This is a genomic window from Microcoleus sp. AT8-A3, from assembly GCF_036705675.1.
Taxonomy (GTDB): Bacteria; Cyanobacteriota; Cyanobacteriia; order Cyanobacteriales; family Microcoleaceae; genus Microcoleus.
Genome location: NZ_JAUBVD010000015.1, coordinates 76,871 through 102,213 on the forward strand (window position 1 = coordinate 76,871; position 25,343 = coordinate 102,213).

Below are 25,343 nucleotides of genomic sequence, written 5' to 3' on the forward strand. Positions count from 1 at the left end.
TGCATTACCCTACTCTTCAAGTTCTAAATATCGAGCCAAAATTTGTTGAATTTCTTGGAGTTGTTGCAACTCCAATTGCCCAACACAGCGCACAAGTCTGCGTTTATCAAACGTCATCGGATCGACACACACGATAAAACTCTCGGTACTCAGACCATTGAGAGTCGAAGGAATCACAGGCAAAACAACAGGCCGTAAACCATCGTTGGGAACAGCAGAAGTGATGGGTAGAACAGTTACCTTGCTGCGTTGATTAAAAACAGTTCCTGAAATAATTACCGCTGGTCGAGTCTTGCGGATTTCTGTACCAACTGACGGATCGAAAGTCACAAGCCAGATGCTTCCCAGTCGGTAATCGCTGCTTGCTGCCATGCTTCATCCTCATCGGTTAATTGATCGCTCAGTTCATCCAGCAATAAACAGGCTTCTACCATTGCCTGCTCTTCTTGTTGTTTGCGCCATGCTTGCAATAAAAGCTCAACTAGCCGACTGCGATTTTCTACACGATCGTCAATGTAACGCACTAGCTCATCTGGCAAAGAGATAGATACTTTCATATTATGTATGCCACTTTTAATACTACCAATGGTAGCACAACGATCGAGCAGATAGCAAGCTGATGAAGTAGAGCAGCAGCAACGCCGATTCCGTCTGATTCCGATATGCCCTAGAATCCTACACAAAATTAGCCGGATCTTGATCTCGCCGATGCTTCAGCAGAATCGGAGTACCTTGGCCATCACCCACCAAAGCCGCCGTTTCCTCCAACGCTTCCCTCAATCGCTTGGCGGCGTAGATCGACATATCACGGGGCACATTCACCCGATCGCGCAAATACCGCAAAGCCGCATCAGAACCAGCCGGCGGCGTACAAACTTCGCCAGTCATCATCAAAGTTAAAGCACAACGCAAAGCCTCATCGAATAACTTGTCATCAGCAGGATTGACTCGAACGATGTTGCGCTGGTGCTTAATGACGCGATGAAGTGCTTCAGCGCGGGAGGTTTCCGGTTCTGGATACATCACATCCGGCAGGCCAGCCCAAGGCCCATTATCCACGCGGGCTTTATTGAGTAGCATCTGAGGTTCGCCATTTTCATAACACCCGCCCATCTGAGGCGGTAAATCGTGGACGTGGGTGTGAAAGTCGCTCTGAGTGCCGCGATAGGTAGGGCGGGTTTCCATCGCCGCAAACCAGTCAGCAAAGCGCGGGTTTTCTTCGCGCATCGAGTAGCCTTTGTAGTAGTAAAGACTGGCATTCATCCGTTCGACGTAGGGCGTAAAGATCACATCCGCAGTGCCAAATTCATCGAGGAAATAAGGCCCCGGAGTGCTAGCCAGAGCTTTTTCTACTTGGGCGACGACACTGATAAATTGGTTGCGGTTGTGTTGTTCTACTTTGGCTGAACTTGCTGGGTAGCACAGCCAAGAGCACCAGGCTCTAAATAGCAGTCGCTCTAACCGCCGCATGGGTATTACTGCGGGATTTTCCATGCCCAAACCCAAGGGGGCATAGACTCGTTCCAGCGCGATTAAGATGTCATCGCTTTCGGTGATGATGCGGCCGTCTAGTTCGATCGCCGGTAGCATTCCCGATGGCACTTTGCGCTTATACCAGCTTTCCTTTTCCCCATAGCAGAACATCGTAACTTTCTCAATGCGGTAGGGGATTTGTTTTTCTTCTAACCACAACCAGATTTTTTGGCAGTAGGGACACCAAGCATGGTTATCGCGGTACAGGGTGACTCGCACATCGGATTCGGTTTTACCGAAGAGGCGCAAGCGGGATTGAGCGTTGGTGGGGCCGTTTGTGCGATCGACTTCAAAGTCTGTGAGGGCTTCTAATTCTGTCCAGCTTAAGGGGGTCATGCGATTTTAGATTTTAGATTTTAGATTGGAGAATTGTAGACAGGGACTGCTTCGTGGCAATAATAAAACTTACGCACCAACTCTATCTGTAGGGTGCGCTGTGCGCGCACCTTACCTCTACCCATAACGTATTCAACTATTTTTTGGTCTTAGTTCTGAATAAGATAGTTGGTTCTCAGTTAAACAACACTTTGAGGACTGAAGTCCTCACTACTAACTTAACTACAATTAAGGCGACAGTTGGGGAGGGGGTGGGGCGTCTTGAATTTTAGTCAGTGCTGCTTTGATTTCAGGAGTGGCTAGCAACTTTTGGGTATCTGCGATTAAACGATCGCCCCAGAGGTTTTCTTTGAGATATTCTACGGTAGCATAACGTTTGTCGAGTTTCAGAGCTGCTTCTCCCATCGCTAAGCCTTTTTCTTTGTCACCTTTGGTGTAGAATGCTACTGCTAGAGCTAGCATTGCTTCGGCTGCTTTGTCGTCGATCGCGATCGCTTCTTGCCAGCGTTTGATGGCGCTATCAACATCTCCCATTTCGTATTTGACTAATCCGATATTGTTGACAGCAGGCCACAGGTTTTTTTCTAAAGCAAAGGCTTTTTCGTATTGGGCGATCGCCTGATCGAACCGCTTCAGCTTATAAAAAGCATTGCCTAAATCAAATAATGCACCTGGAGTGTCTGGTTTGAGTTTTAATCCTGCTTGCAAATATTCGGCTGCTTTCTCGTAGTTCGCTTTCCGAAAGTGAGCTTCTCCCAAGACAAATTTAATTGATGGATTTTCGGGCGACAGAGATTGAGCTTGTCCCAAAGCTTCAATGCCTTTGTCAAACTGCTCGACTTGAAGGTACAAGCTACCTAACAAAGTCCAAGTTTGAGCATTTTTGGGGGCTAACTGTGTGGCGAGTTCGGCTCTGGGTACCGCTAGTTGGTACTGCTGGAGTCTGGCTAGCTGGACGGCTTCTTCTGCAAGGCTCAATGCCGTTTGTTCGAGTTGGGCCGAGTCGATTTGCAGGGTGTAAGGCAGGAGTGCCTGTGCAACAGCAGGCTCGGGCATTGCCCCCAAACCGAGTGCGAGTAGCAGAGATATTAAAGGAATGCGATTAGGCACTGTACAGCCCCAGAAAAAAATATAAGGGTTTCTCGATCGCCTATAATAACTCATATTTTTGAGTTTTGATATTGCTTCTTGACTCGCAACACTTTTTGGTTTTCATTTAAATACTTCTCAAATTATGTTTACATTCTGGATTGTCGTTTTTATTCACTGTTTTAGACACGACTGATTACCTCACTACAAATAGGCACAATTATGAGTTATTAGCAACTTAAATGAGTCAATAAATAACGCTTCGCGGTTTATATTTTAAAACTTAAAAAATCCTTTTTTTTGTCCTAAATACTCTTTTGTTTTTACTGGTTATAAAGGAGTAAATTATTCAATCTAAACCTGGTAAATCCTTCATTTTCAAAAATTTTAGTGAGTTAATAAAGCTTGTTGAATTTTGTCTAACAATTGTGCTGCCGATAGGGAAGAAGGCAAAATTTTGGCAGATACTTCTTGCAGTAGAAAGTCGATCGCCTCGGATTCCGAATTTACAGCCGATCGATAATCCCAGACTAAAATTGGCAGTTTTACTGCCATTTGCCGCAGGTTCGATAGCGCCTGCAACATAGCGGGGGATTCTGAGGGGGCATCTCGCAAGCACAGCAAAACTAAGTCAACGCTTTGATATTGCAACTGCTGCAAAACTTCTGTCCAGCTCTGAGCGATCGACCCTCGAAATCCTGCGGTTTGGACGTACTGAATCAAAGCTTGAAAGTTGGGAGTAGAAAACTGGGAATTGGGGAGGGGAATCTCGGCCGCGGTCGATCGATCGCCATGTTCCAATTCTCCCGTCGGCTTCCCCCCAGAAGAGGAGTGCAAATCCGGTAAAGTCGAAATGTCGGCAAATAAAATGCTGGGCTTCCAACTCATGCCCGCAGCAACTTGAATTACTTGCCACAAAGCACTTGGCATTAACCCGGTTGGTGAAGTTTCACCGTCGTCGGGACTGCTAGTGGCTAAACAGGGAAATACGGACAATCCTTTGACTTGATTTGCCAGTTGCGTAGTTCGGGAGTCTAAAGTCACCAAGGGGAGAGAACCCAAATTTCGAGACCGACTTAACTGTTCGATAAAAGCTAAGGGGTTTTGCAGTTGACTTGTACCGTCTAAGACGATCGCATCGGGCCGCCAAATTCGGGCCACGAGTTCTGCTTGGCCGAGGTCGTCTGCTTCTAAAACCCGGCAGTAGTTGGGGTTGAGCAGTAAAGCGGAACCTTGAGACGAACTGTTTTGCGGGCTGAGCCACAACACGGTTAAAGAACTCCTTACTTTGGCGCTACTAGCATTACTGTGGCCGATCAAGTCTGCCAGCAGCCGCCGCAAAGCGGGTTCTTCCACCGGCAAGCTCAAAAAGCCTTCGGCCCTGTTGACACTGGCCCGTTCTTTTTCGCCTCTGGTGGCCGTGACGATCGCCGGAATCGATCGGGTATCCGGGTCACTCTTGAGCAGCGTCAGCACGTCCCAACCCGACAGCAGGGGCAGCAGCGGGTTGAGGAAAATCGCTTCGGGACTAAACCTGCGGGCTTTTTCCAGCGCTTCGGTGCCGGAACGGGCCACTATTACTTGGTAGCCCAAACCTGAGATGACGTTGGTTAAATCTTCGATATATTTGGGAACTGCTTCGACTATTAATACTAAACGAGAGCGAGAATTGGCGATCGGAATCTGATATTGGGGTTTTAATAATTCTTCCTCAGCGGCTCCCGGTGCCGGGACTTCTTCGCTGCTGTTTCCCGGAGGAGTTGGTGGCAGCAGCAGGGTAAATTGAGAGCCTTGGTTTTCTGAGGAAATAAACGAAACGTCTCCGCCGTGGAGCCGAGCTAGGCGTTGAGTCAGTACCAGTCCCAGTCCGGTTCCTTGAAAGCGGCGGGTGAGGGGGCTTTCTAGCTGTTGAAATTTCTGAAAGATTAGGTGCTGTTTGTCGGCGGGGATGCCGATGCCAGTGTCCCAAACTGTGAATGCGATCCAGCCTTCCCAAACATTTACTTTCAATCCGATTTTGCCACCGATTTCTGTGAATTTTAGGGCGTTGGAAAGGAGGTTAACTAGCATTTGCCGCAGTCGCAGTTCGTCGGCAATTAATTGGCTCAGTCCCGGTTCTATTTCGAGTGTAAATTCTATTTGGGCGGATGGTTCTGCGTTGGCTGTACCGTCCGTTTTGCTGGGGGCGGGAGGGTTTTTTTCTTCTTGCTGTTGCAGTTGTTTTGCTTGTTCAAAGGCTCTTTGGCAGGTTGATGCTATTTCCACTGCTTCGGGAATTAGTTCTAGCTGCCCGGTTTCCATCCGGGTCAAGTCTAAAATGTCGTTAACTATTGTCATCAAATGCCGCCCGCTTTTATGGATTAGTTTGGCGTAGCGTGTTTGGCGGTCGTTTAGTTCTCCGATCAATTTATCTTTGAGGAGGCTGGACAAACCGAGGACGGCGGTGAGGGGGGTTTTTAGTTCGTGGCTGATGCAGGATAAAAATTCGTCTTTTAGTCGGTTGAGGTGGATTAAATCTGCGTTTTTCGCTGCTAGTTCTTTGGCGACTAAATGTTCTTCGGTGACATCTTGTCCCATTACTAAAATTAGCTTGTCTGAGAGCGGCTGTTTGACAAATTGCCAGATCCGTTCTTGACCTTTTTGTACGGGACACTCGCAAATGTAGGTGTCTGGTTTGCCGGCCATGGGACACCAAGCTGGAGCGGTTAAGGTTGAGGGGGAGGCGGCGGCGTACAAGGGTAGTGGGCAACTGGTGGCTGCTGTTGAATCACGCGCGGCGAAGCTATCCCGCAGGGAATCGCCCGATCTACTTGCTCCTACTAGGCTCCTGCAGTCTTTGGTGATGGCCTCAAACTGCACGCTCTTGTATTCGCTTGTTAAATTGCTTGGTTTGCGGGGCGAGTGTTTACCCAAATTTGCTGCTGGTTCGGGAACTGGTTCTGGGCCTGCTCCCAGCAAAATCCGCCACGCTGCGTTTTGACTGACTATTTGTGCGGTTGGGGTTTGCAATCTCAGGGGCAGGGGCAGTTTTTCCAACAGTTCAACTAGGGAGTTGAGGTTTTCCGAAGGTTTCAATCCTGCTTCTAAAAAGCGTACTTGAGCGCCTAGGGCCGTGGCGATGGCTTCGGAAACCGGTTTTAATTCGATTTCTTTGACGGCTGTTTCCTGCTCTGTGAGGCTGCAGAGCGAGCTGCTGTTGAGTGCGGCGAATTGCAGCAGGCTCAGGCTGTCTAGCATTCCTAAAAATTGACCGCTGGCATCTGTGACGGCGATCGGGTTGTTTGATGAAATGCCGGCGGTTTGGCGGTTTGGCTGGGCTGGGGTGTTCTGTTCTTCTGTTTGCAGGTACTCCCAGAATTCCCTGACGCTCATAGTGGCGGGTAATGCTCTGACTGGTTCGATCGCGATCGAGCTTTCTGACAAAGGTTGCGGCCCGTCGTTTGTGCGATCGGCTCCCCAAGCCCAAAGGCTGCGGAGGTACACTAATCCCAGCGGCTGTAACTGTTCGTTGACTACTGCGACTCGATCGCAGTTGCAGGAGCTGAAAATTGACTGCAGCGATTCTAGCGCACTCGTTTGGAGGCACAGCGGCACTGGCTCGATAAAATTTTTGAGACTGGGGGTGGTGAGTGGCATAACAAACCTGAAAGTCTGCTCGCGAGAGCAGTAATATTTTTGATGCTCAATGTAGCTGCGAATTTCTGTATCTTATTTGTTTTATATCAGTTCGCTATCAGGCTCGTTATCCGCACCGAGACCGGGGAGTTCGATGCCTACGCCTGATTTGAGGCGACTAGCAATTATTTTAAGGCTTAAGCTTAATTGCAGAAATCACGCTCAGGGTGCTTGACACAAAAACCACGGAGTACACTTTGATTCTTCCTCTGGTAGAAGCGCATCACTTATTTTGCGGTTAAGATTGGTTAAAATAAATGTTGAGATGATTGTTAAAATGTTAAGTTTTTTGTAAAGGAGATATCAACTCTGAGCGATCCAGCACTTTCAGGCAACTTAGGTGGTGCACCTACAGCTTTGCTTCCTCAACTGTCTATCGGTATTTTTGTCCGCTCTGAGGAAATTGCAGCCTCTGCGATCGAGCTTTTGAGAGGCGAACGCTATACTTTAACGCACATTAAGTCGGCAGTGGAGCTTTTGGGGTTCCTTAAACACAATTATCACCTTGATTGTTTGGTTTTGGAGGTGGATGGGGATCTGCGATCGCTTCTGGGGAAGCTGCAAGAACGATCGCTCTTTTTGCCTGCTGTGATTTTTTCGCCTCACGCGCAGGTAGATGGCAAGCCCGAAGCACCATATTCAGATGGTTTTGAGGCCGCAGCCAGTACCGCCAACCAGAGTCAAGACGAAAGCTGTGCTTTTTTTTATCACCCTGCTGAGGTGCAACTGGCAATCGCTCGATCGAGATCCATAGCTGCCGCTATCGATCGGGCGATCGCACAATTTCTGAAACTTTCAACTCCGGTTCCTGTCAATTACCAATCCGTAACCGTCGATGCGACAGCCCAATTGACTGCTCAAAGTTTGCTCAGCCGACAGCAGCGGCGACTGGCGGAAAAATTACGGGAGCGATTAGGATACTTAGGTGTGTATTATAAAAGAAATTCTCAGATTTTTTTGAAAAATCTGTCGGCCCCCGAAAAGCAAAAGTTTTTGGAGCAACTCAAGTCAAGTTATCGCGACATCGTTTTGAATTACTTTTCTCAAGATGCTGCCGTCAACAATCAAATAGATGAATTTGTGAATTTGGCTTTTTTTGCTGACGTTCCCGTGACTCAAATTGTAGAAATTCACATGGAATTGATGGACGAGTTTGCTAAACAGCTAAAATTAGAAGGGCGCAGCGAGGAAATATTGCTAGATTACCGTTTGACCCTGATTGACGCGATCGCTCATATGTGCGAGATGTATCGGCGATCGATTCCGAAAGAGACATCTCAAGGTAGAATGTAGCAGGGATTTGGCATAATTGAAGAAACAAAAGGTAGAAGGTAGAATCTAACAAAAAATAAAGGAGCCGACCAACTGCCGATCGAGCGTGAGGCTGAAATTATTATAAAATAACAAAGAACAGCGGATTTAAGACAAATAACAACTACAACTAACATCTGACAACTAATACTCAACATTTAAAAAAGTTCATGAGTCCTCTGAAGAAAACCTACGTTCTGAAGCTATACGTTGCGGGGAATACTCCCAACTCAGTGCGAGCTTTGAAAACCCTAAAGGACATCCTAGAACAAGAATTTCAAGGTGTCTACGCGCTGAAAGTCATAGATGTTCTCAAAAACCCTCAGCTAGCAGAAGAGGACAAAATATTGGCAACCCCGACGCTGGCCAAAATCCTGCCGCCGCCGGTGCGAAAAATTATTGGCGATTTGTCCGATCGTGAGAAAGTTCTGATAGGATTAGATTTGCTCTATGAAGAACTTCGCGAAGAAGACCTGAATTCATAAGATAATCAGGTAAGAGTCAGTCGATTTTAGATTTGAGACTTCGGTTTGGCGTCAAACGTTCGGCGAGCGCGAGCGTCGAAGCGTCGAGTCGCGCGATCGTCGAACGATTTTAGATTTTAGATTTACTCCACAGATGAATCTGGGAGGTTGAACAAAAGTCTAAAATTTCTATCTTTCCACGACAGGAGTACGTGGCACGGTATCGGTTTTTGGGCGGGGTCATTAGTCAGCATTCAGCAGTCATTAGTTATTGAGCAAGAGCCAAAACTAAAAGCTGGGTACAAAGACTCACGATCCGCGGTTAATGAGTGACAACTAAAGAATACTGAGAGTTGACAAAAATCGACATGAATGAAATTAGTCAAACGGTTAAACGAGAAGGATTGGTAACGGCAGGAGTTGAAAAAATTCGCACGATGATTGAGGGTTTCGATGACATCAGTCACGGCGGAATGCCCATCGGCCGAACCACCCTAGTCAGTGGCACATCAGGAACGGGAAAAACTTTATTTGCCGTACAATTTCTCTATAATGGAATTACCCATTTTGACGAAGCTGGAGTGTTCGTAACTTTTGAAGAATCTCCGACAGATATTATTAAAAATGCTTGCAGTTTCGGTTGGGATCTAGCACAGTTAATCGAGGAAGGCAAGCTATTTATTTTGGACGCTTCCCCCGATCCAGAAGGTCAAGATATCGTAGGAAATTTTGATTTATCAGCCTTAATCGAGCGAATTCAGTACGCCATTCGCAAGTACAAAGCCAAGCGGGTTTCAATAGATTCTGTTACCGCCGTATTTCAGCAGTACGATGCTGCATCGGTGGTGCGCCGAGAAATTTTTCGCTTAGTTGCGCGCCTCAAACAAGTCGGAGCAACTACAGTTATGACGACGGAACGGGTGGAAGAATACGGCCCGGTGGCTCGGTTTGGAGTGGAAGAGTTTGTGTCGGATAATGTGGTGATTGTTCGCAACGTATTGGAAGGAGAACGCCGCCGCCGCACCATCGAAATTTTGAAGTTGCGCGGTACAACTCATATGAAGGGCGAATATCCTTTTACTATGACTAATGACGGAATTAATATTTTCCCATTAGGGGCGATGCGATTAACTCAAAAGTCTTCCAACGTGCGGGTTTCTTCGGGCGATAAAACTCTCGACGAGATGTGCGGTGGCGGCTTCTTCAAAGACTCGATTATTTTGGCTACGGGTGCAACGGGAACCGGCAAAACGCTGTTGGTGAGCAAGTTCTTGCAGAATGCTTGTATGAACGGCAATCGGGCGCTGCTGTTTGCCTATGAAGAGTCGCGAGCTCAGTTGTTCCGCAATGCTTATTCTTGGGGCATTGATTTTGAGGAAATGGAACAGAAAGGAATGCTGAAGCTGCTGTGTACTTACCCGGAATCTGCTGGTTTGGAAGACCACTTGCAGACTATTAAATCAGAAATTGCGGAGTTCAAACCTTCTAGAATTGCTATAGACTCGCTGTCGGCTTTAGCTAGGGGTGTCAGCAATAATGCTTTCAGGCAATTTGTGATCGGAGTGACAGGTTTTGCGAAGCAGGAAGAAATCACTGGCTTTTTTACGAATACAAGCGACCAGTTTATGGGTTCTAATTCGATTACCGACTCCCATATTTCTACGATTACTGACACAATTATTATGCTGCAGTATGTAGAGATTCGAGGAGAAATGTCGCGGGCAATTAATGTGTTTAAGATGCGCGGTTCGTGGCACGACAAAGGAATCCGGGAATACACAATTACTGAAAGAGGCCCACAAATTAAAGATTCGTTCCGTGGTTACGAACGGATTATCAGCGGTTCTCCGACTCGGATTACGATTAATGAGAAGAGTGAGCTATCGCGGATTCTCCAGGGTGTGCAAGGTCAAGATGACGAGGATATTTGAGAGTTAGCAGTAATTCGTTGTTAAAAGTAGGTTGGGTTGAGCTAGGAAACCCAACTTTTTTAATTTGAGGATTTTGTGAACATTTATAGCAACCGCGACAATATTTGGCAGGTTCTTAATTGCTGAAATAGGAGCTTTTATTGCCTTCTTCATCACCGCCTTTTGCTATAGTAATCCCACTAAATTGGTTGTGGTAAAAATCTAGGGGTAAGCTGTTGTTTCTCTAAATTGTATATTTCAATGACATCTCAAAAATCATAAAATCCTGTCTCTACTCGATTTGCAAACAGGTAGCCTTGCTGGTGTTAAAGTTATAGTAGGAGGAGGGCATTCTCCTGAAGTAGGTTGGATTCATCGCCATCGATGTATTCCCCTCGCCGAAAAAACTAGATTGATTTTGCCCGAAGAGCAAATGGGTTTTAGAGCAAGCTTGTGGGCAATATCAGCAGTGGCTAGCAGCAGGACTAATTCTTCCTAATATCGCGGTGAATCTGTCGGCACGTCAACTCAGCCAACCGACTTTAATCGCTAAGAGCGATCGCATTGTTGATCGCACCGAGATGAAGCCAAAATATCGATAGCTAGAGATTACGGAAACTGTAATGATGCTTAATGTTGACATTACATACCATGTTTTGAGCAAATTATCAAAGCATGGTATTGGGATTTTTGTCGAGGATTTTGCGACTGGCTATGCTGCTTTTAAGAATCTGAAAAATTTTCTGGTGAAGTCGCTCAAAATTGATCCCTCATTTGTCCGGGATTTAGCTAGCCTTCCGAGCGATCGCGGAATTCAAAAACCCATAGTTGTAATCCCAGAGGGGTTAAATCTCAGCATAATTGCTGAAGGAATGGAAGCCCCAGCGAAATGGGAATCGTTACAAGCGATCGCCTAGGAAATCGGGCAGCGTTATATGTTGAGGAAGCCTGCCATTGCTGAGGTTGCCATTCAATTAATCCGACATCCTGAATTGTTGCCTACCGCTATGTGGGATCAGCAATCGTCCCTCATGAAAGCGCGCAAAAGTCTTATAATTAATTTAATGCTCGTCTCGCTCAAATGACTAAAAAAATTTTCTTACGGAATAATATAAAAGTCTTAGGACAAGGCACCCAGACGATGATGTTTGCTCATGGATTTGGGTGCGATCAAAATATGTGGCGTTTCGTAACACAGGCCTTCGAGAAGGATTACAAAATTATCCTATTTGATTATGTAGGTTCGGGACAGTCTGATATTAGTGCCTACAGTTATGAACGGTACAGCGACCTCAATGGCTATGTTCAGGATGTCCTCGATATCTGTGAACAATTAGCCTTGAGGGATGTAATTTTTGTCGGTCATTCTGTCAGCAGTATGATCGGCCTTCTGTCCTCAATTCAAGCTCCTAATTACTTTAATCGCCTGATTTTCGTAGCGCCTTCACCTTGCTACATCAATGATTTACCAAATTATTACGGAGGGTTTGAGCGCAAAGATATTGAGGATCTCCTCGATATCATGGAGAAAAATTACATTGGTTGGGCAAGCTTTCTGGCGCCAATGGTGATGCAGAATGAGGATCGTCCTGAGTTAACTGAGGAACTTGAGACAAGTTTTTGCTCTACGGATCCGGTGATTGCAAGTCGCTTTGCCGAGGTAACTTTTTACTCTGACAATCGCAGTGATTTACCCAAGGCATCAGTACCTACACTGATATTGCAATGCGCTGATGACGTGATTGCTCCCACCCAGGTAGGGGATTACCTCCACCGCCACCTACCTAAAAGTACGCTACGGGTGATGAAAGCTACGGGACATTGCCCGCACCTGAGTCATCCACAAGAGACGATCGAGATGATTAAGGAGTATTTGAGTGTACCTCATACTACCTGATTTGTATGGCAAACATGACCTACCAGATAGACGAGCTACTCAACACGTCACCCTGTGGATTCCTCTCGTTTGCTGACGATGGTACGATCGTAATGGTCAACGCCACATTACTGCAATTACTCGGATACGAAACCGATGAACTGCGGGGACAGAAGATGGAATTCATTCTGCCAATGGCCAGCCGGATTTTCTATCAAACCCATTTCTTCCCCCTGTTGAAGCTCCATGGTAAAGTAGAGGAAATTTACTTCTCATTAAGGTCAAAGGAGGGTAGTGATATACCGATGCTGATCAACGCTGTGCGTCGGGAGAAAGGAGGAAGCTTCGTCAACAATTGCATCTTGATCTGTATCCGCCAGCGTATCCTATACGAAGGTGAAATTATTAAAGCAAAAAAAGCAGCAGAGGCAGCTATTCTCGCCCAAAAGCAAGCAGAAATCGCTCTGCGGAAACAGTACGACAAGGCGATATTACTTCAAGAAATTACTCAACACATCCGTCAATCTCTTGATTTGTCTACAATTTTTGAGATTGCTTCGCAGGATATTCGCTTGTTTCTTGATGCCGAGCGCGTCGGCATATTTAAGTTCGATCCTGATAGTAAATTTGGATATGGTGAGTTTGTTTCAGAATCCGTAGGCGAAGGATGTAAATTGGTAAGCAAAAATCAATTTAACGACCATTGTTGTGGTGAACAATATCCTGATTCATATCAAGAATGGAGAACGCAGATAGTAGAAAATATCAATAATATTGACCTTCAACACTGTTACCGCGCTCTTTGGAAACAATTTCCGGTTCGGGCTAATTTAGTGGCGCCGTTGCTCAATGGACAAGATTTGTGGGGGTTGTTATGTATTCATCAATGTTCTGCGCCTCGGCAATGGGAAGAATTTGAAGTTGACCTTGTTAAACAGATTGCTAATCAGTTAGCGATCGCCATTAAACAAGCGGATATTTTTCAGAAGTTGCAGAAGGAATTGGCAGAAAGGCAGCAGGCTCAAGCGCGGATGAGAGAAATTAATCAACAACTGGCACTCTCTAACGAAGAACTAGCGCGCGCTACTCATCTCTTAGAACAAGTGGTAAATATTGATGGGTTGACTCAAATTGCTAATCGTCGCTGTTTTAATGACCGCTTAGAGCATGAATGGCAGCGGCTATACCGGGAAAAAAAACCTATTTCTCTTTTGTTATTTGATGTGGATTATTTCAAACGTTATAATGATTCCTACGGTCATCAAATGGGGGATAGTTGTCTGTTCAAACTTGCTCAGACGGTGCAAGAGGTGGTGTACCGTCCGGCGGATTTAGTGGCGCGTTACGGCGGAGAAGAATTTGCCATCATTTTGCCTAATACAGATATTGAAGGAGCGAGTTCGGTAGCCCAACGGATTCACGCTGCTATTCAAGCTTTACATATTCCTCACAAAACCTCTGATGTGAGCGATGTAGTTACTATTAGTATGGGTATCGCCAACTTGATTCCGATTTCGGAACTATCATCGGCTGACTTGATTGCGCTTGCCGATCGTTCACTCTACCGTGCCAAGCAACAGGGGCGCAATCAGTCCGCGACCTGCGAGTACAGTGGCGATTCAATTTTTGACACTGACGCTTAAATCACAATAATTGAGGCCGAGGACAAAAATTTGTCCCCGGTCTATCAAAATCAGTCATTCTATAAATCTACATGAGCACGGAGCTATTGGAAAACTCCGCTCCGACCGTCGCAGATTTTCCAGAGCCAGCCGACTTGCTCAACCAGTTGAAAGCGCGGCGCAAAAAGTCCGGCGCAAACTTGGCAGATATGGAGGTGGTTTTGGAGATACTTGGAACAGATGGGAGCGAAATTTGAGCGGAAAATAGGACTATCGGTAATACAATTAACCTGAAACCCTTACTCCGCAAACGACATACAAAGTGAGCACGGAGGGATTTGAACCCCCGACCCTCAGGACCGGAACCTGATGCTCTATCCACTGAGCTACGTGCCCTCGACTTTCTGAAGTATAACACGTCTTGCGGAAAATGGCGAGTGCCGATCGCAAATTTCCTGGCCGGCCTCCAAACCGCTTGACCCATGCGGGTTAAACTCGCCCGCGCGATCGGGTATCAGGCCATTCTCGCAGCCAGAGACGGCAACTTTTACCTAAATGGTAACAATAATACGACAATGGGTAAAATAATAGACTTTAATCGACCAAACATTAGGTTCACAAGCGATCGGGGTCGAGCATCTACCACAGCTAAAATAGCCCGCATCAATTCCCCTAGCTAATCGGCAGTAAATAAATGGTGCTGCAGTTAAGACAGGTTGTGCAAATACGGTTCTAGACTAAGTTCACCAAACCCCTCAATCTTATGGTTTCTAAAATTTTAGACAAATTATCGCTGCGAACTGTTCTCATAGTTCCATTTGTATTGCAAATCGTGGGAGCCGTGGGACTCGTAGGATATCTGTCTTTTAGAAACGGACAAAAAGCAGTTAATAACCTTGCCAGTCAGTTAATGAGCGAGGTGAGTTTGCGGGTCGAGCAAAACCTGCAAGTTTACCTAACAACTCCCCATCAAATCAATCAAACCAAGCTGGATGCTGTCAAACTCGGGTTGTTAAATATGGACAACTTATCCGCTTGGGAGAAATATCTTTGGCGCCAAGTACAATTATATCCATATATCAATTTTACCTCCATTGGCAACAAGAATGGAGACTATCGAACCGGAGAGAAACTGTCAAATGGCTCTCTAATGATTAATTTATCAGGCAAATCTACTGGTTTTGATTTTTATTCTTACCATACTAATGATACAGGCGATCGCACTACCCTAGCAACAGTTGTCAAAAACTTTGACATCCGCGAACATCCTTCGTACAAAAATGCGGCTCATCTCGAACAACCAACTTGGAGTTCCGTTTATATTTCGTTTCTAGAACCAACCTTAATACTCAGTGCGCTCCAACCTGTATACGAGAACAATCAGCTACAAGGAGTATTAATTAGCGCCTTGCGTCTAGACCATATTGGGAGTTTTTTAAACAGTCTCAAAATTGGCAAATCCGGGCAAGCATTTATTATGGAAAAGAATGGTACTTTACTGGCAACTTCAACTGCCGAACAACCATTTCGCATCAATAATAATAAGAAAGAACTGTTCAAAGCAGAAGAGAGTGTTGACCACTCGACTCAAGCTACAGCTAAATATGTAGCAGTTCGTTTTCAGGAATTAAAGCAAATAAAAACTTCCTATCTCTTTAATTTTGAAATAGAGAACAAGCGACAATTTGTAAAAGTTCTACCGTTCCAAGATGGCAAAGGTTTAGACTGGCTGATTGTGGTAGTTGTTCCCGAATCAGATTTTACCAAAGAAATAGATGCTAATACCCAGACTACTATTTGGCTATGTTTAGCAGCTTTAGGAGTAGCTTTAGTTATCGGCATTCTGACTTCTCGCTGGGTGACAAATCCTATTTGGCGCTTAAATACAGCAGCCCAAAATATTGCTAAAGGTGAATGGGATAAAACAGTAGAAAGCGAACGCTCCGACGAATTGGGGGAATTAGCTAAGTCATTTAACAGCATGGCTCAACAATTGCAACAATCTTTTGAAACTTTAGAACAGCGAGTGCAAGAGCGGACGGCAGAATTGGCTATAGCTAAAGACAAAGCGGAAGTAGCGAATCAAGCTAAAAGTACCTTTCTTGCTAATATGAGTCACGAATTGCGATCGCCTCTCAATGCAATTCTCGGTTTTTCCCAACTGATGACTCGCAGCCAAACTCTCTCCCCAGAGCATCAAGAAAATATTAGCATAATTAGCAGCAGCGGAGAACACCTCCTTACCCTGATTAATAACGTGCTGGATTTATCTAAAATTGAATCGGGGCGCACCACCCTCAATCCCCAAAAATTCGACCTCTATCGCCTGCTAAACGACGTGGAAGATATGTTTCAACTCAAAGCAGATGACAAGCACTTGCAGTTGATTTTTGACTGCAGTCCCGATGTGCCACAATATATAAAAACTGACGAGTTAAAGTTGCGGCAAATCTTAATTAATCTGCTCAATAATTCTCTTAAGTTTACCGAGGCAGGCTGTGTAGCGGTAAGAGTTGGCAAGCAGTCATTAGGCCGAAATCAGCAGGCACAAGGGGGAATTTTTTCTGATTTTGCAGTATCAAAACCTACAAATTTTTTCGCCATAAATGGTCTTAAAATATCTCAAATCAGTCAGTCGAACAACCAAATCATTGCAACCCCAAATGACGATGCAGCTTCTACCTCTTCCTTCTTCCTTCATTTTGAAGTCGAGGATACTGGTCCCGGTATTGCTACCAATGAATTAGACGATATTTTTGAACCTTTCGTGCAAACCAAGACAGGCAAAGATTCGCAAGAAGGTACTGGCTTGGGATTGCCCATCAGTCGCAAATTTGTGGAATTAATGGGCGGTGAAATGAGCGTCAGTTCTGCTGTTGGTAAGGGAACGAATTTTCAGTTCGATATTCAAGTTATTGCTGTCGATGCGGCTGATATTGAACGCCCAAAGCCGATCAGGAATGTTATAGGCCTGGTTCCCAACCAACACACCTATCGAATTTTGATAGTAGACGATAAACCGCTCAATCGCCAATTGTTAATTAAAATCCTCTCTCCTCTGGGTTTTGAACTAAAAGAAGCGAATAACGGTCAAGAAGCTATTGAGATTTGGGATAGTTGGGAACCGCATCTCATTTGGATGGACATGAGAATGCCTGTGATGGACGGCTACGAAGCTACGCAATACATTAAAGGTACTATTAAAGGTCAAGCTACTGCGATTATTGCGCTGACAGCCAGCGTTTTGGAGGAAGAACGGGCAGTTATTTTATCGGCGGGTTGCGATGCTTTTATGAGGAAGCCTTTCCGGGAACCCGATATTTTTGATGCTATGCACAAACATATCGGAGTGCGCTATATTTATGAAGATCCGGCTCAAAGTGATTTATCGGCAATCAAAGAGGGCGATCGCGCTATGAGTGCGACTGATTTCGTAAAATTGCCTGATTCACTGGTAGCTGATTTAAAGCTAGCAATACAGAATGCAGATATGGATTTAATTGATACTTTGATAGAGCAAATTCGCTTAAAGGATGCAGTAACGGCAGGCGCGATCGCAAATTGTATAGAAAATTTTGAGTACGACAAACTTTTAAAATTAATATCTCAAGCAAGATCACATGAATAACGACATTCCTAGCACCGATCGCGGTAATATTTTAGTAGTTGACGATACCCCAGCTAATTTGCGGCTGCTAGCCGGAATTTTGAACAGCAAGGGCTATAAAGTTCGCCCGGTACCTAGCGGTGAGTTAGCGCTTTCGGCAGCCAAAGGTATGCCTCCAGATTTGATTTTGCTGGATATTATGATGCCCGAAATGAATGGGTATGAAGTTTGCGAAAAGATCAAAGCTGATGAACGAACTTGCGAAATCCCGGTAATTTTTATTAGCGCGATTAATGACGTACTTGACAAGGTCAAAGCCTTTGCTGTGGGCGGGGTAGATTATATTACTAAGCCCTTTCAGGTGGAAGAGGTTCTAGTGAGGGTAGAAACCCATTTAGCAATGTGCCAGTTGCGAAAAAAACTCCAACAGAAAAACAATGAACTTACAGTTACTTTAGACCAACTGCAAGCTACTCAGAATCAATTAGTGCAATCGGAAAAAATGGCTGCATTAGGGCAACTGATTGCGGGCATTGCTCACGAAATCAATACGCCGTTGGGAGCGATTCGGTCGTCTATTGGAAATATTACCAGCTTTTTGGATAACAATCTCGAAAGCTTGCCAGTTTTTTTTAAAGAACTGTCTGCTGAACGCCAGCAAGATTTCTTGCGTTTGATGTACAGTTCTAGTCAACAAAATTACTCTTTATCTACTCGAGAAAAACGGGTATTGAAAAAAGGAGTGAAGCAGCAACTAGAGTCGGAAGGTCTTGACAATGCTGACAGCCTTGCTAGCATTTTAGTCAATATCGGATTGCAAGGAAATTTGCAAGAATTCTTGTCGTTGCTCAAAGATCCTGACAGCGAAAATATTATAAAAACAGCCTACGACTTTGCTAGCATTCACAGAAGCGCCCGAACCATCGCTACCGCTACTGAACGCGCTGCCAAAGTTGTCTTTGCCCTGAAAAATTATGCGCGTTACGATGTAAATGGGGAAAAAATACAAGTGAATATTACGGATGGAATTGAAACTGTATTAACTCTTTACCAAAACCAAATCAAGCAGGGTGTGGAAGTGTTCAGAAACTATCAAGATAAATTGCCTGTGGTACTATGTTATCCTGATGAACTCAATCAAGTTTGGACAAATTTAATTCACAATTCCTTACAAGCGATGGACAATCAAGGGACTTTAACAATTGACGCGCTACAACAAGATACCAGCCTCTTGGTAAAAATTATTGACAGCGGTAAGGGGATTCAACCAGAGATTATTCCGAAAATTTTTGAGCCTTTTTTTACCACCAAACCTGCGGGAGAAGGCAGCGGATTGGGACTGGATATTGTCAAAAAAATAATTGAAAAACATCAAGGTAAAATTGATGTGGAGTCGAGGCCCGGTAAAACAGTATTTACCGTGTGTTTGCCGATTAATTTAACTGAGTAGCTAAAGCGCCGGATGCTGAAGTCGGGGGCGAAAATTTGCAGTCTACCCGCGCAGAATGTAGAATTTGGAAAACGGTGTACTGCCCATGGGGGTTCACCCTACCCCACTAAAGAAGGAAACTAGCGATGTCTAAATCAGCAATTTTGTGTGTGGACGATGAAGTAGGAGTGTTGGAAAGTCTGGAAATTGAACTGCAACAGGCATTTAACGGTAAATATCTTTGCGAATTTGCTGAAAGTGCTGCCGAGGCCCTGGAAATTATTGAAGAGCTCTGTGAAGCTGAGGTTAATATTTTAGTAATTGTCTCTGATTGGTTGATGCCCGGAATGAAAGGAGATGAGTTGCTGATTAAAATCCACCAAAAATATCCGCAAATTGTGACAGTGATGCTGACAGGACAAGCCGACAAAGAAGCAATCGAACGCACAAAAAATCAAGCTAATCTTCATGCTTTCATAGAAAAACCTTGGCAGAATCAAGAATTAATTGAAGCGATTAAGTCTGGTCTAGCAAATTTATGAAAAAACCAGTCATTATTTGTGTGGATGATGAGCAGACTATACTCGATAGTCTGGAAATAGACCTCCTAAAAGCCTTTGAAGATAAATATTTAATTGAAACGGCCCAAAGTGGCGAAGAAGCTTTAGAGTTGCTGTCAGAACTTTTAGCAGAACAGTATGAAGTTCCTTTGGTTATTTCGGATCATATCATGCCTAGCATGAAAGGAGACGAACTATTAAGGAGCGTTCATGCTATCTCGCCGAACTGTCTCAAAATCATGCTGACGGGCCAGGCCGATTTGGATGCGGTAGCCAATGCTATTAACTATGCTAAATTGTACCGATATATACCTAAACCTTGGCAATGTGATGACTTAAAATTAACGGTCACTGAGGCAATATATAGATATTTTCAAGATAAACAATTAGCGGAAAAACAAAGAGAACTGCAGGAAATGAATCAGGAGTTGGTAAAATTAAACCGCAAGCAGGCGATGCTGATTGCCAAACTCCATGAAAACGAAAGTCGCTTGACGCAATATTTAGAAGCTATGCCATTGGGCGTGTGTGTACTTGATGCAAACGGGCAATCTTTCTACGCTAACCAGAAAGCGCGGGATGTATTTGGCAAAGGCACTGTGCCACATATTAATTCAGAGCAAAAAGCAGCTATTTATCAATTCTATAAAACCGGGACTAATCAGAGATGCCCTGTGGAAGAATTGCCAATTATGCGGGCGCTTAGGGGCGAAAATGTGCGGACTGAGGGTGTAGAAATTCGTACAGCTAATAAAATTATTCCTGTAGAGAGTTGGGCAACTCCAATTTATGATTCTACAGGAGACATTTCCTATGCGATTATTGCTTTTAGTGACATAAGTGAACGCAAGGAAGCTGAAGCGGCGCTAATTCAAGCTGAAGAGAAGTATCGCGGGATATTTGAAAATGCTCTAGAAGGTATTTTTCAGACGACGCCGGACGGACATTTTATCAGTGCGAATCCTGCTCTGGCGGAAATTTACGGCTACGATTCTGCGTCAGAATTGATAGAAAGTATTAATGATATTCAGCAGCAATTGTACGTGGAACCGAACCGCCGTCAAGAGTTTTTGGGGCTGATGAAACAGCACGGTACTCTGTGTGAGTTTGAGTCTCAGGTTTACTGTCGAGATGGCAGCATTATCTGGATTTCTGAGTATGCGCGCACAGTTTATGATGCTAACGGTGAAGTGCTTTACTATCAGGGTTTTGCTAAGGATATTAGTTTGCAAAGACAGGTAGAAGTGGAACGAATTAGGTTTACTAATGATTTAGAAAAAGCTTTGGCAGCCGAAGAAAAGTTAAATGAGGCACTGTCAGAAAACGAAAGCCGATTGACTCAATTCCTGGAAGCGATGCCAGTAGGAATATTTGTTGTGGATGGTAAGGGTAAACCTTTTTACATGAATTCTTGGGGCGAAAGGATACTAGCCCAAGGTTTAATTTTTGATGGGGGTACTGAGCAATTTCCTGAAGCTTATCATTTTTACGACGCTGGAACTAATCAATTGTATCCCAGGGATAGCCAACCGATTGTTCGGGCGTTGCGGGGAGAATTTGTGCGTATGGACGATCTAGAAGTTCATGGATCGGATCGGATTGTGCCGATCGAGGTTTGGGCGACTCCAATCTACGACGAACGGAAAAACATAGTTTACGCCATCGCGGCTTTTCAAGACATCACGGAACGTCTAGAGGTAGAAACCGAGCGCCGCCAATTCACAGACGAGTTGCAAAAAGCTTTAGCAGCGGAAGAAAAATTAACAGATGCTTACGGGCGGTTTGTGCCGCACCAATTTCTCCACTTTCTGGGATATGAAAGTATTCTGGAAGTCAAATTAGGCGATCAGGTACAGAAAGAAATGTCGGTGCTGTTTTCAGATATCCGCGATTTCACTTCTCTTTCGGAAAGGATGAATCCCGAAGAAAATTTTAAATTTATTAATGGTTATTTGTCCCGGATGGAACCGGCAATTACTGACAATTTTGGTTTTATTGACAAATACATTGGCGATGCGATTATGGCGCTGTTTGATGGCAGTGCGGACGATGCTGTGAAAGCTGGAATTGCAATGCTAGAAGAGCTTAACGAATATAATATTAGTCGTAATCAGGTCGATGGCCCGCCGCTGCAAATTGGCATTGGCATCAATACAGGTTCTTTGATGTTAGGCACGGTGGGCGGCCAAAGTCGGATGGACAGCACGGTGATTAGCGATGCGGTAAACTTAGCCTCCCGCGTGGAAACTTTAACGAAAGAGTATGAAGTTTCGATGTTAATTACTCACAATACTTTTATACAGTTAAACAATATTTATGATTTGAGGTTGATCGATCGCGTAACAGTTAAAGGCAAATCCCGAATGGTAACACTTTATGAAGTATTTGCGGCCGATCCGCCAGAGTTACGACAGAAAAAGTTAGAGACAAAGACAATCTTTGAGCAAGCTTTGGTACTCTACAATAGTGATAGGTGTGGCGAAGCTATAAGATTGTTTTCGGCCTGCTTAGAAATCAACCCTAATGATAAGGTAGCTCAAATTTATATGCAGCGGTGTCTGAAAGGCGCGATCGCTCCTGCATAATAGCAGAAGGAAGAAGCAATCGATCGCATGGGGAAAGTGCGATTAAAAACTTCCCAATCATCGGCCACGGTTGCTATATTGTTGATAGGATTTTCCCAAAATAATGCAACTGTAGGGAATATCCCAACCCTGATCTAGTAAATCATCCCCAATTCTAAAATCTAAAATCTAAAATCTAAAATGGTTTAGACAGGCAGGGAAACGCAAACTATGGTTTCTTGCTGCGGCAAACTTTCTATTTTAAATTCTCCGCCGTGCAATTCTACAAGGCGTTGAACGATAGCCAAGCCCAATCCCAAACCTGCTTGTTGGTAAAGTTTGCGATCGAACTGCCTGTAAGCTTCTAGCTGTGCAATCTGATCGGTAGTCATACCGCGGCCTTGGTCTTTAACAGACAGAATAAAAGTCTGATTTTCGACGAAAGTGCTTAATAAAACAGGCGTTCCTTCTAAAGAAAATTTGAAGGCATTGTCCAATAATTCTTCAACTATTTTTGCGAGCCTCACAGAATCAATGGCTACCGATGAATCTTGCAAGTTCAATTGTAAATCGTCTGTTCTATTCGCGTGTTTTGCTTGCTGCCGCGCTTTTTGACTCAGCAAAGATTTTACACAGCTAAATTCGCTGTTTCGCATCTCCTTTAGCAGTTCGGGATTGGTGGCTGCTATCTCCAGTTCTGCATACAGCAAAAAGTTCTGAATCAGCCGATACAAGCGATGACCGGAAGTTTGAATTTGACCGATCATCTCTAAGATATCTGATTCCTCTAAGACCTGATATTCTGACAGAATTAGCTCAGAAAAGCCCAGAATTGCATTCAAAGGAGTCCGCAATTCGTGGGGCAGCGACATACTAATATTAGTGCGTAATTCGTCTAGCGTCTTTTGAGATTGTCGGCTAATTGTTTTTTGTTTTTCAAGTCTAATAGCAATGGCTTTTAGCAGTTCTTGGGGCGTACAGGGCTTAGTAATGTAATCGTCAGCTCCCAGTTCCATGCCCGTGCGAATGTCAACTTTATCGGCTTTGGCTGTGAGGAAAATAAACGGAATTGTGGCAGTCAATGGTTCGGAGCGCAAAGCTTTGATGACGCCGTGACCGTCTACTTCCGGCATCATCATGTCGCACAAAATTAAGTCGGGGATTTTTTCGATCGCCAATTTGATGCCGACTTGGCCATTACTCGCTCCTATTCCTTCAAAATTCTCGGCTTCCAGCAACTCTAAAATATTCTCTCTAATCGCTTCTTCGTCTTCTATTACCAAAATCTTAGCCACGGTGCTAGCTCCTTGTAGTTAGTAGTTTTTCGTAAAAATTCTGGGTTCAGATACTTGATAAGTTTGTTTGTTAGGGGCTTAATTAATCGTTAAATTGCGGATATGTATAGTTAATAATTCAGTTGTTATTGACTGGGGGTGTAAATTAAAGGCAAGGTAATAGTGAAAGTTGTGCCTTTTCCTTCTTGACTCTCGATCGCGAGTTGGCCGCCGTGAAGTTCCACAGCCCTCTTCACAATTGCTAAACCGAGACCTGTTCCCGAAATAGTGCCGACATTTGGAGCTCGGTAAAAAGTTTCTAATATCCGCTCTCGATCGGCTTGGGGAATGCCGATGCCCCGGTCTTGAACTTGGAACACAGCTTCGTTGTTTTGACAGTTGAGGTGCAAGGAAACTGTACTGCCGACGGGGGAATATTTGATGGCATTTGAGAGGACATTTCCCAAGATTTGCTGCAGCAGTTTTTCATCCATTTGAGCATCGCAGTTGCCGCCTTCATATTGAAAGGCGATCGGGTGTTGGTTGCTGTCGTTGAGCTGCTGCTCTTCTACCAGTTGACGGCAAAATTTTTCGAGGTTTAAGGAAACCGGTTGAAACTGCAAGGTATTGGCTTCGATTTTGCCAATTACGAGGATATCTTCTAATAACTCTGTCATGCGTTTAATTGCTAATTGAATCCGCACAAAATGAGTAGATTTTTTATCTTGGGGCCACTGAGAACTGTAATCTTGCAGCAATCCAGCGGAAAATTGGATGGTTGTCAAAGGTGTGCGGAACTCGTGGGAAACCATTGTGACAAATTTAGCTCGCAGTTGTGAAAGTTCCTTTTCTCGTGCGAGGGCTTTGAGAATTTCCGCTTCTGCTCGTTTGCGATCGCTAATGTCACGGGCTTCGGCAATCAGCAGCAAAACTTGTCCTGTTTCATTTTTAACAGGTTTCAGTGAGAAATCAACTGTCATAATTTGGCCGCTTTTGCCTAATAAGTCGATTTCGCTGCGGAAAAACTCGCCCCGACTTGCTTTGCCGATCGCGAATTGCAATTGTTCGGAAACCTGTGGCGACTGGGCCCAAATCGCCATTTCCCAAATTGGGCGGCCCACAATACCTTCCGATCGCAATCCGGCAAAATCGAGGGCTGTCTCGTTGACTTCCAGCACAATTCCTTGCGGAGTCAGCAGCTTGGTTAGCTGAAACGACGAGTCAAAAATCGCCCGAAAGCGGCGCTCGCTTTCCCGCAGCATTTGAAATGTTTGAGATCGTTCGATCGCGTAGCGGATCGTCCGCACTAATAATTGAGTAGTAATTTGACCTTTAACAATATAGTCTTGAGCTCCCAAGCGAACTGCTTCTAGGGCGATCGCCTCATCGTCCAAGCCTGTCATTACCACCATTGGCACATCAGGAGCAACTTCTCGCAGGCGAGTTAGGGTTTCCAAACCGCGGCTGTCGGGCAAAGAAAGGTCGAGCAAAACGACATCAAAGGGTTGTTTACACAATTGTGCGATCGCCTCATGCAGGAACTCAACAGACACCAGTTCCCACTCGACGCCCACAGATACTTCTAACAGTTCTGCAAGTAAATCAGCATCAGCAGGATTGTCTTCTACTAACAGAATCTTAATCCACATAGCTTAGACGTTTTTGACTGTAAAATTTTTACTCTACCAATCTTAGGTTAAACTTTTTTGCTTTCCCTTGCCATTTTCAACTTGAAAATTATTATTTGGGAACTGTCACCACCACCAGCCACCAATCCTCAATCCATCTCACCAGCTTAGCGACTTGACTAAAATCGATAGGCTTAGTGATGTAGCACCGGGCTGACAGGGCATAAGACTTGAGAATCTCTTCATCGGCTATGGATTTTGTCATAATTACCACCGGAATCATTTTTAACTTGAGTGCTGAATTAATTTATATCAATATTTACCAACCGTTTTTTTATACAAAATTAAGTCCAGCAGAATTAAATCGGGACGCAAACCCGAACAGAAAAGCCTTCTTTATTCAAAAATTTTATTGCTAATACCATATTTCCTACTCTTAGGCAAATTGTTAAAAATTGGCTGGTA

General features: G+C 44.6%; 20 protein-coding genes and 1 tRNA gene. 12 read left to right on the forward strand and 9 right to left on the reverse strand.

From position 1 onward, the window contains the following. Window positions 1–9: 9 nt before the first annotated feature. From QUB51_RS11655 to QUB51_RS11675, 5 genes are all read right to left on the reverse strand, one after another. Complete coding sequence (locus QUB51_RS11655) at window positions 10–372, reverse strand: type II toxin-antitoxin system PemK/MazF family toxin (protein ID WP_333209144.1); 363 nt, start codon at window positions 370–372, stop codon at window positions 10–12. After that, the gene (locus QUB51_RS11660; RefSeq protein WP_333209142.1) at window positions 327–557 is read right to left on the reverse strand and encodes a hypothetical protein; all 231 of its coding nucleotides are present in this window, start codon (window positions 555–557) and stop codon (window positions 327–329) included. Before QUB51_RS11660 ends, QUB51_RS11655 begins: the two co-directional genes overlap by 46 nt. Window positions 558–675: 118 nt before the next feature. Next, window positions 676–1,869: a glutathione S-transferase family protein gene (locus tag QUB51_RS11665; protein ID WP_333261506.1), complete on the reverse strand. Its 1,194-nt coding sequence runs from the start codon at window positions 1,867–1,869 to the stop codon at window positions 676–678. A 228-nt stretch (window positions 1,870–2,097) separates the two neighbouring features. Then, window positions 2,098–2,979, reverse strand: a complete 882-nt coding sequence (locus QUB51_RS11670) for a tetratricopeptide repeat protein (RefSeq protein WP_445243085.1) — start codon at window positions 2,977–2,979, stop codon at window positions 2,098–2,100. Between the two features lie 366 nt (window positions 2,980–3,345). Then, window positions 3,346–6,594: an ATP-binding protein gene (locus tag QUB51_RS11675; protein WP_333209136.1), complete on the reverse strand. Its 3,249-nt coding sequence runs from the start codon at window positions 6,592–6,594 to the stop codon at window positions 3,346–3,348. A gap of 396 nt (window positions 6,595–6,990) precedes the next feature. On the opposite strand from QUB51_RS11675, the gene QUB51_RS11680 reads away from it, so the two are divergent. The 7 genes from QUB51_RS11680 to QUB51_RS11710 all read left to right on the forward strand — a co-directional run bounded on the left by QUB51_RS11680 (window position 6,991) and on the right by QUB51_RS11710 (window position 14,073). Beyond that, window positions 6,991–7,926 (forward strand): circadian clock protein KaiA, encoded by a 936-nt coding sequence (locus tag QUB51_RS11680; protein ID WP_333056796.1) that lies wholly within the window; start codon window positions 6,991–6,993, stop codon window positions 7,924–7,926. 188 nt (window positions 7,927–8,114) lie between these two features. Further along, window positions 8,115–8,429 carry a circadian clock protein KaiB gene (gene kaiB, locus QUB51_RS11685; RefSeq protein ID WP_006632119.1) on the forward strand — a complete coding sequence of 105 codons (315 nt, stop codon included), beginning with the start codon at window positions 8,115–8,117 and terminating at the stop codon, window positions 8,427–8,429. A gap of 347 nt (window positions 8,430–8,776) precedes the next feature. Further along, window positions 8,777–10,339, forward strand: coding sequence for a circadian clock protein KaiC (gene kaiC, locus QUB51_RS11690; RefSeq protein ID WP_333056794.1), 1,563 nt, complete (start codon window positions 8,777–8,779; stop codon window positions 10,337–10,339). A 587-nt stretch (window positions 10,340–10,926) separates the two neighbouring features. Further along, a complete protein-coding gene (locus QUB51_RS11695) occupies window positions 10,927–11,235 on the forward strand; it encodes an EAL domain-containing protein (protein ID WP_333261522.1) in 309 nt (102 codons plus the stop codon). Between the two features lie 224 nt (window positions 11,236–11,459). Beyond that, a complete protein-coding gene (locus QUB51_RS11700; protein WP_333261526.1) occupies window positions 11,460–12,215 on the forward strand; it encodes an alpha/beta hydrolase in 756 nt (251 codons plus the stop codon). A gap of 5 nt (window positions 12,216–12,220) precedes the next feature. Next, complete coding sequence (locus QUB51_RS11705; protein ID WP_333056792.1) at window positions 12,221–13,837, forward strand: diguanylate cyclase domain-containing protein; 1,617 nt, start codon at window positions 12,221–12,223, stop codon at window positions 13,835–13,837. A 71-nt stretch (window positions 13,838–13,908) separates the two neighbouring features. Continuing rightward, on the forward strand, window positions 13,909–14,073 hold the full coding sequence (locus QUB51_RS11710) for a hypothetical protein (RefSeq protein WP_333056791.1): 165 nt from the start codon (window positions 13,909–13,911) through the stop codon (window positions 14,071–14,073). 66 nt (window positions 14,074–14,139) lie between these two features. Here the strand turns inward: QUB51_RS11710 and QUB51_RS11715 are convergent. Further along, window positions 14,140–14,212: transfer RNA gene (locus tag QUB51_RS11715), tRNA-Arg, on the reverse strand. Window positions 14,213–14,298: 86 nt separating this feature from the next. Here QUB51_RS11715 and QUB51_RS11720 point away from each other — a divergent pair. The 5 genes from QUB51_RS11720 (at window position 14,299) to QUB51_RS11740 (ending at window position 21,997) form a co-directional block, all read left to right on the forward strand. Next, complete coding sequence (locus QUB51_RS11720; protein WP_333056790.1) at window positions 14,299–14,496, forward strand: hypothetical protein; 198 nt, start codon at window positions 14,299–14,301, stop codon at window positions 14,494–14,496. A gap of 83 nt (window positions 14,497–14,579) precedes the next feature. Continuing rightward, window positions 14,580–17,444, forward strand: coding sequence for an ATP-binding protein (locus QUB51_RS11725; RefSeq protein ID WP_333056789.1), 2,865 nt, complete (start codon window positions 14,580–14,582; stop codon window positions 17,442–17,444). Continuing rightward, the gene (locus QUB51_RS11730) at window positions 17,437–18,873 is read left to right on the forward strand and encodes a response regulator (protein ID WP_333209128.1); all 1,437 of its coding nucleotides are present in this window, start codon (window positions 17,437–17,439) and stop codon (window positions 18,871–18,873) included. The genes QUB51_RS11725 and QUB51_RS11730 overlap by 8 nt, the downstream gene beginning before the upstream one ends. Window positions 18,874–18,998: 125 nt before the next feature. Then, window positions 18,999–19,394 (forward strand): response regulator, encoded by a 396-nt coding sequence (locus QUB51_RS11735; RefSeq protein WP_333056787.1) that lies wholly within the window; start codon window positions 18,999–19,001, stop codon window positions 19,392–19,394. Next, window positions 19,391–21,997 (forward strand): PAS domain S-box protein, encoded by a 2,607-nt coding sequence (locus QUB51_RS11740; protein WP_333209126.1) that lies wholly within the window; start codon window positions 19,391–19,393, stop codon window positions 21,995–21,997. Before QUB51_RS11735 ends, QUB51_RS11740 begins: the two co-directional genes overlap by 4 nt. Window positions 21,998–22,182: 185 nt before the next feature. On the opposite strand, the gene QUB51_RS11745 is transcribed toward QUB51_RS11740, so the two are convergent. From QUB51_RS11745 to QUB51_RS11755, 3 genes are all read right to left on the reverse strand, one after another. Then, window positions 22,183–23,271 carry a response regulator gene (locus QUB51_RS11745; protein WP_333056785.1) on the reverse strand — a complete coding sequence of 363 codons (1,089 nt, stop codon included), beginning with the start codon at window positions 23,269–23,271 and terminating at the stop codon, window positions 22,183–22,185. A 125-nt stretch (window positions 23,272–23,396) separates the two neighbouring features. Continuing rightward, on the reverse strand, window positions 23,397–24,899 hold the full coding sequence (locus tag QUB51_RS11750; RefSeq protein WP_333209123.1) for an ATP-binding protein: 1,503 nt from the start codon (window positions 24,897–24,899) through the stop codon (window positions 23,397–23,399). Between the two features lie 91 nt (window positions 24,900–24,990). Next, entirely contained in the window at window positions 24,991–25,143 is a 153-nt protein-coding gene (locus tag QUB51_RS11755) for a hypothetical protein (RefSeq protein ID WP_333056783.1), read from the reverse strand. Between the last annotated feature and the right edge of the window lie 200 nt (window positions 25,144–25,343).

Excerpts from the sequence above, each read along its gene's own strand:
- QUB51_RS11660 (WP_333209142.1), bottom strand. The coding sequence starts at position 557 with ATGAAAGTATCTATCTCTTTGCCAGATGAGCTAGTGCGTTACATTGAC.
- QUB51_RS11755 (WP_333056783.1), bottom strand. The coding sequence starts at position 25,143 with ATGACAAAATCCATAGCCGATGAAGAGATTCTCAAGTCTTATGCCCTG.
- QUB51_RS11655 (WP_333209144.1), bottom strand. The coding sequence starts at position 372 with ATGGCAGCAAGCAGCGATTACCGACTGGGAAGCATCTGGCTTGTGACT.
- QUB51_RS11665 (WP_333261506.1), bottom strand. The coding sequence starts at position 1,869 with ATGACCCCCTTAAGCTGGACAGAATTAGAAGCCCTCACAGACTTTGAA.
- QUB51_RS11675 (WP_333209136.1), bottom strand. The coding sequence starts at position 6,594 with ATGCCACTCACCACCCCCAGTCTCAAAAATTTTATCGAGCCAGTGCCG.
- QUB51_RS11725 (WP_333056789.1), top strand. The coding sequence starts at position 14,580 with ATGGTTTCTAAAATTTTAGACAAATTATCGCTGCGAACTGTTCTCATA.
- kaiB (WP_006632119.1), top strand. The coding sequence starts at position 8,115 with ATGAGTCCTCTGAAGAAAACCTACGTTCTGAAGCTATACGTTGCGGGG.
- QUB51_RS11700 (WP_333261526.1), top strand. The coding sequence starts at position 11,460 with ATGATGTTTGCTCATGGATTTGGGTGCGATCAAAATATGTGGCGTTTC.
- QUB51_RS11750 (WP_333209123.1), bottom strand. The coding sequence starts at position 24,899 with ATGTGGATTAAGATTCTGTTAGTAGAAGACAATCCTGCTGATGCTGAT.
- kaiC (WP_333056794.1), top strand. The coding sequence starts at position 8,777 with ATGAATGAAATTAGTCAAACGGTTAAACGAGAAGGATTGGTAACGGCA.
- QUB51_RS11705 (WP_333056792.1), top strand. The coding sequence starts at position 12,221 with ATGGCAAACATGACCTACCAGATAGACGAGCTACTCAACACGTCACCC.
- QUB51_RS11720 (WP_333056790.1), top strand. The coding sequence starts at position 14,299 with ATGCGGGTTAAACTCGCCCGCGCGATCGGGTATCAGGCCATTCTCGCA.
- QUB51_RS11730 (WP_333209128.1), top strand. The coding sequence starts at position 17,437 with ATGAATAACGACATTCCTAGCACCGATCGCGGTAATATTTTAGTAGTT.
- QUB51_RS11740 (WP_333209126.1), top strand. The coding sequence starts at position 19,391 with ATGAAAAAACCAGTCATTATTTGTGTGGATGATGAGCAGACTATACTC.
- QUB51_RS11735 (WP_333056787.1), top strand. The coding sequence starts at position 18,999 with ATGTCTAAATCAGCAATTTTGTGTGTGGACGATGAAGTAGGAGTGTTG.
- QUB51_RS11710 (WP_333056791.1), top strand. The coding sequence starts at position 13,909 with ATGAGCACGGAGCTATTGGAAAACTCCGCTCCGACCGTCGCAGATTTT.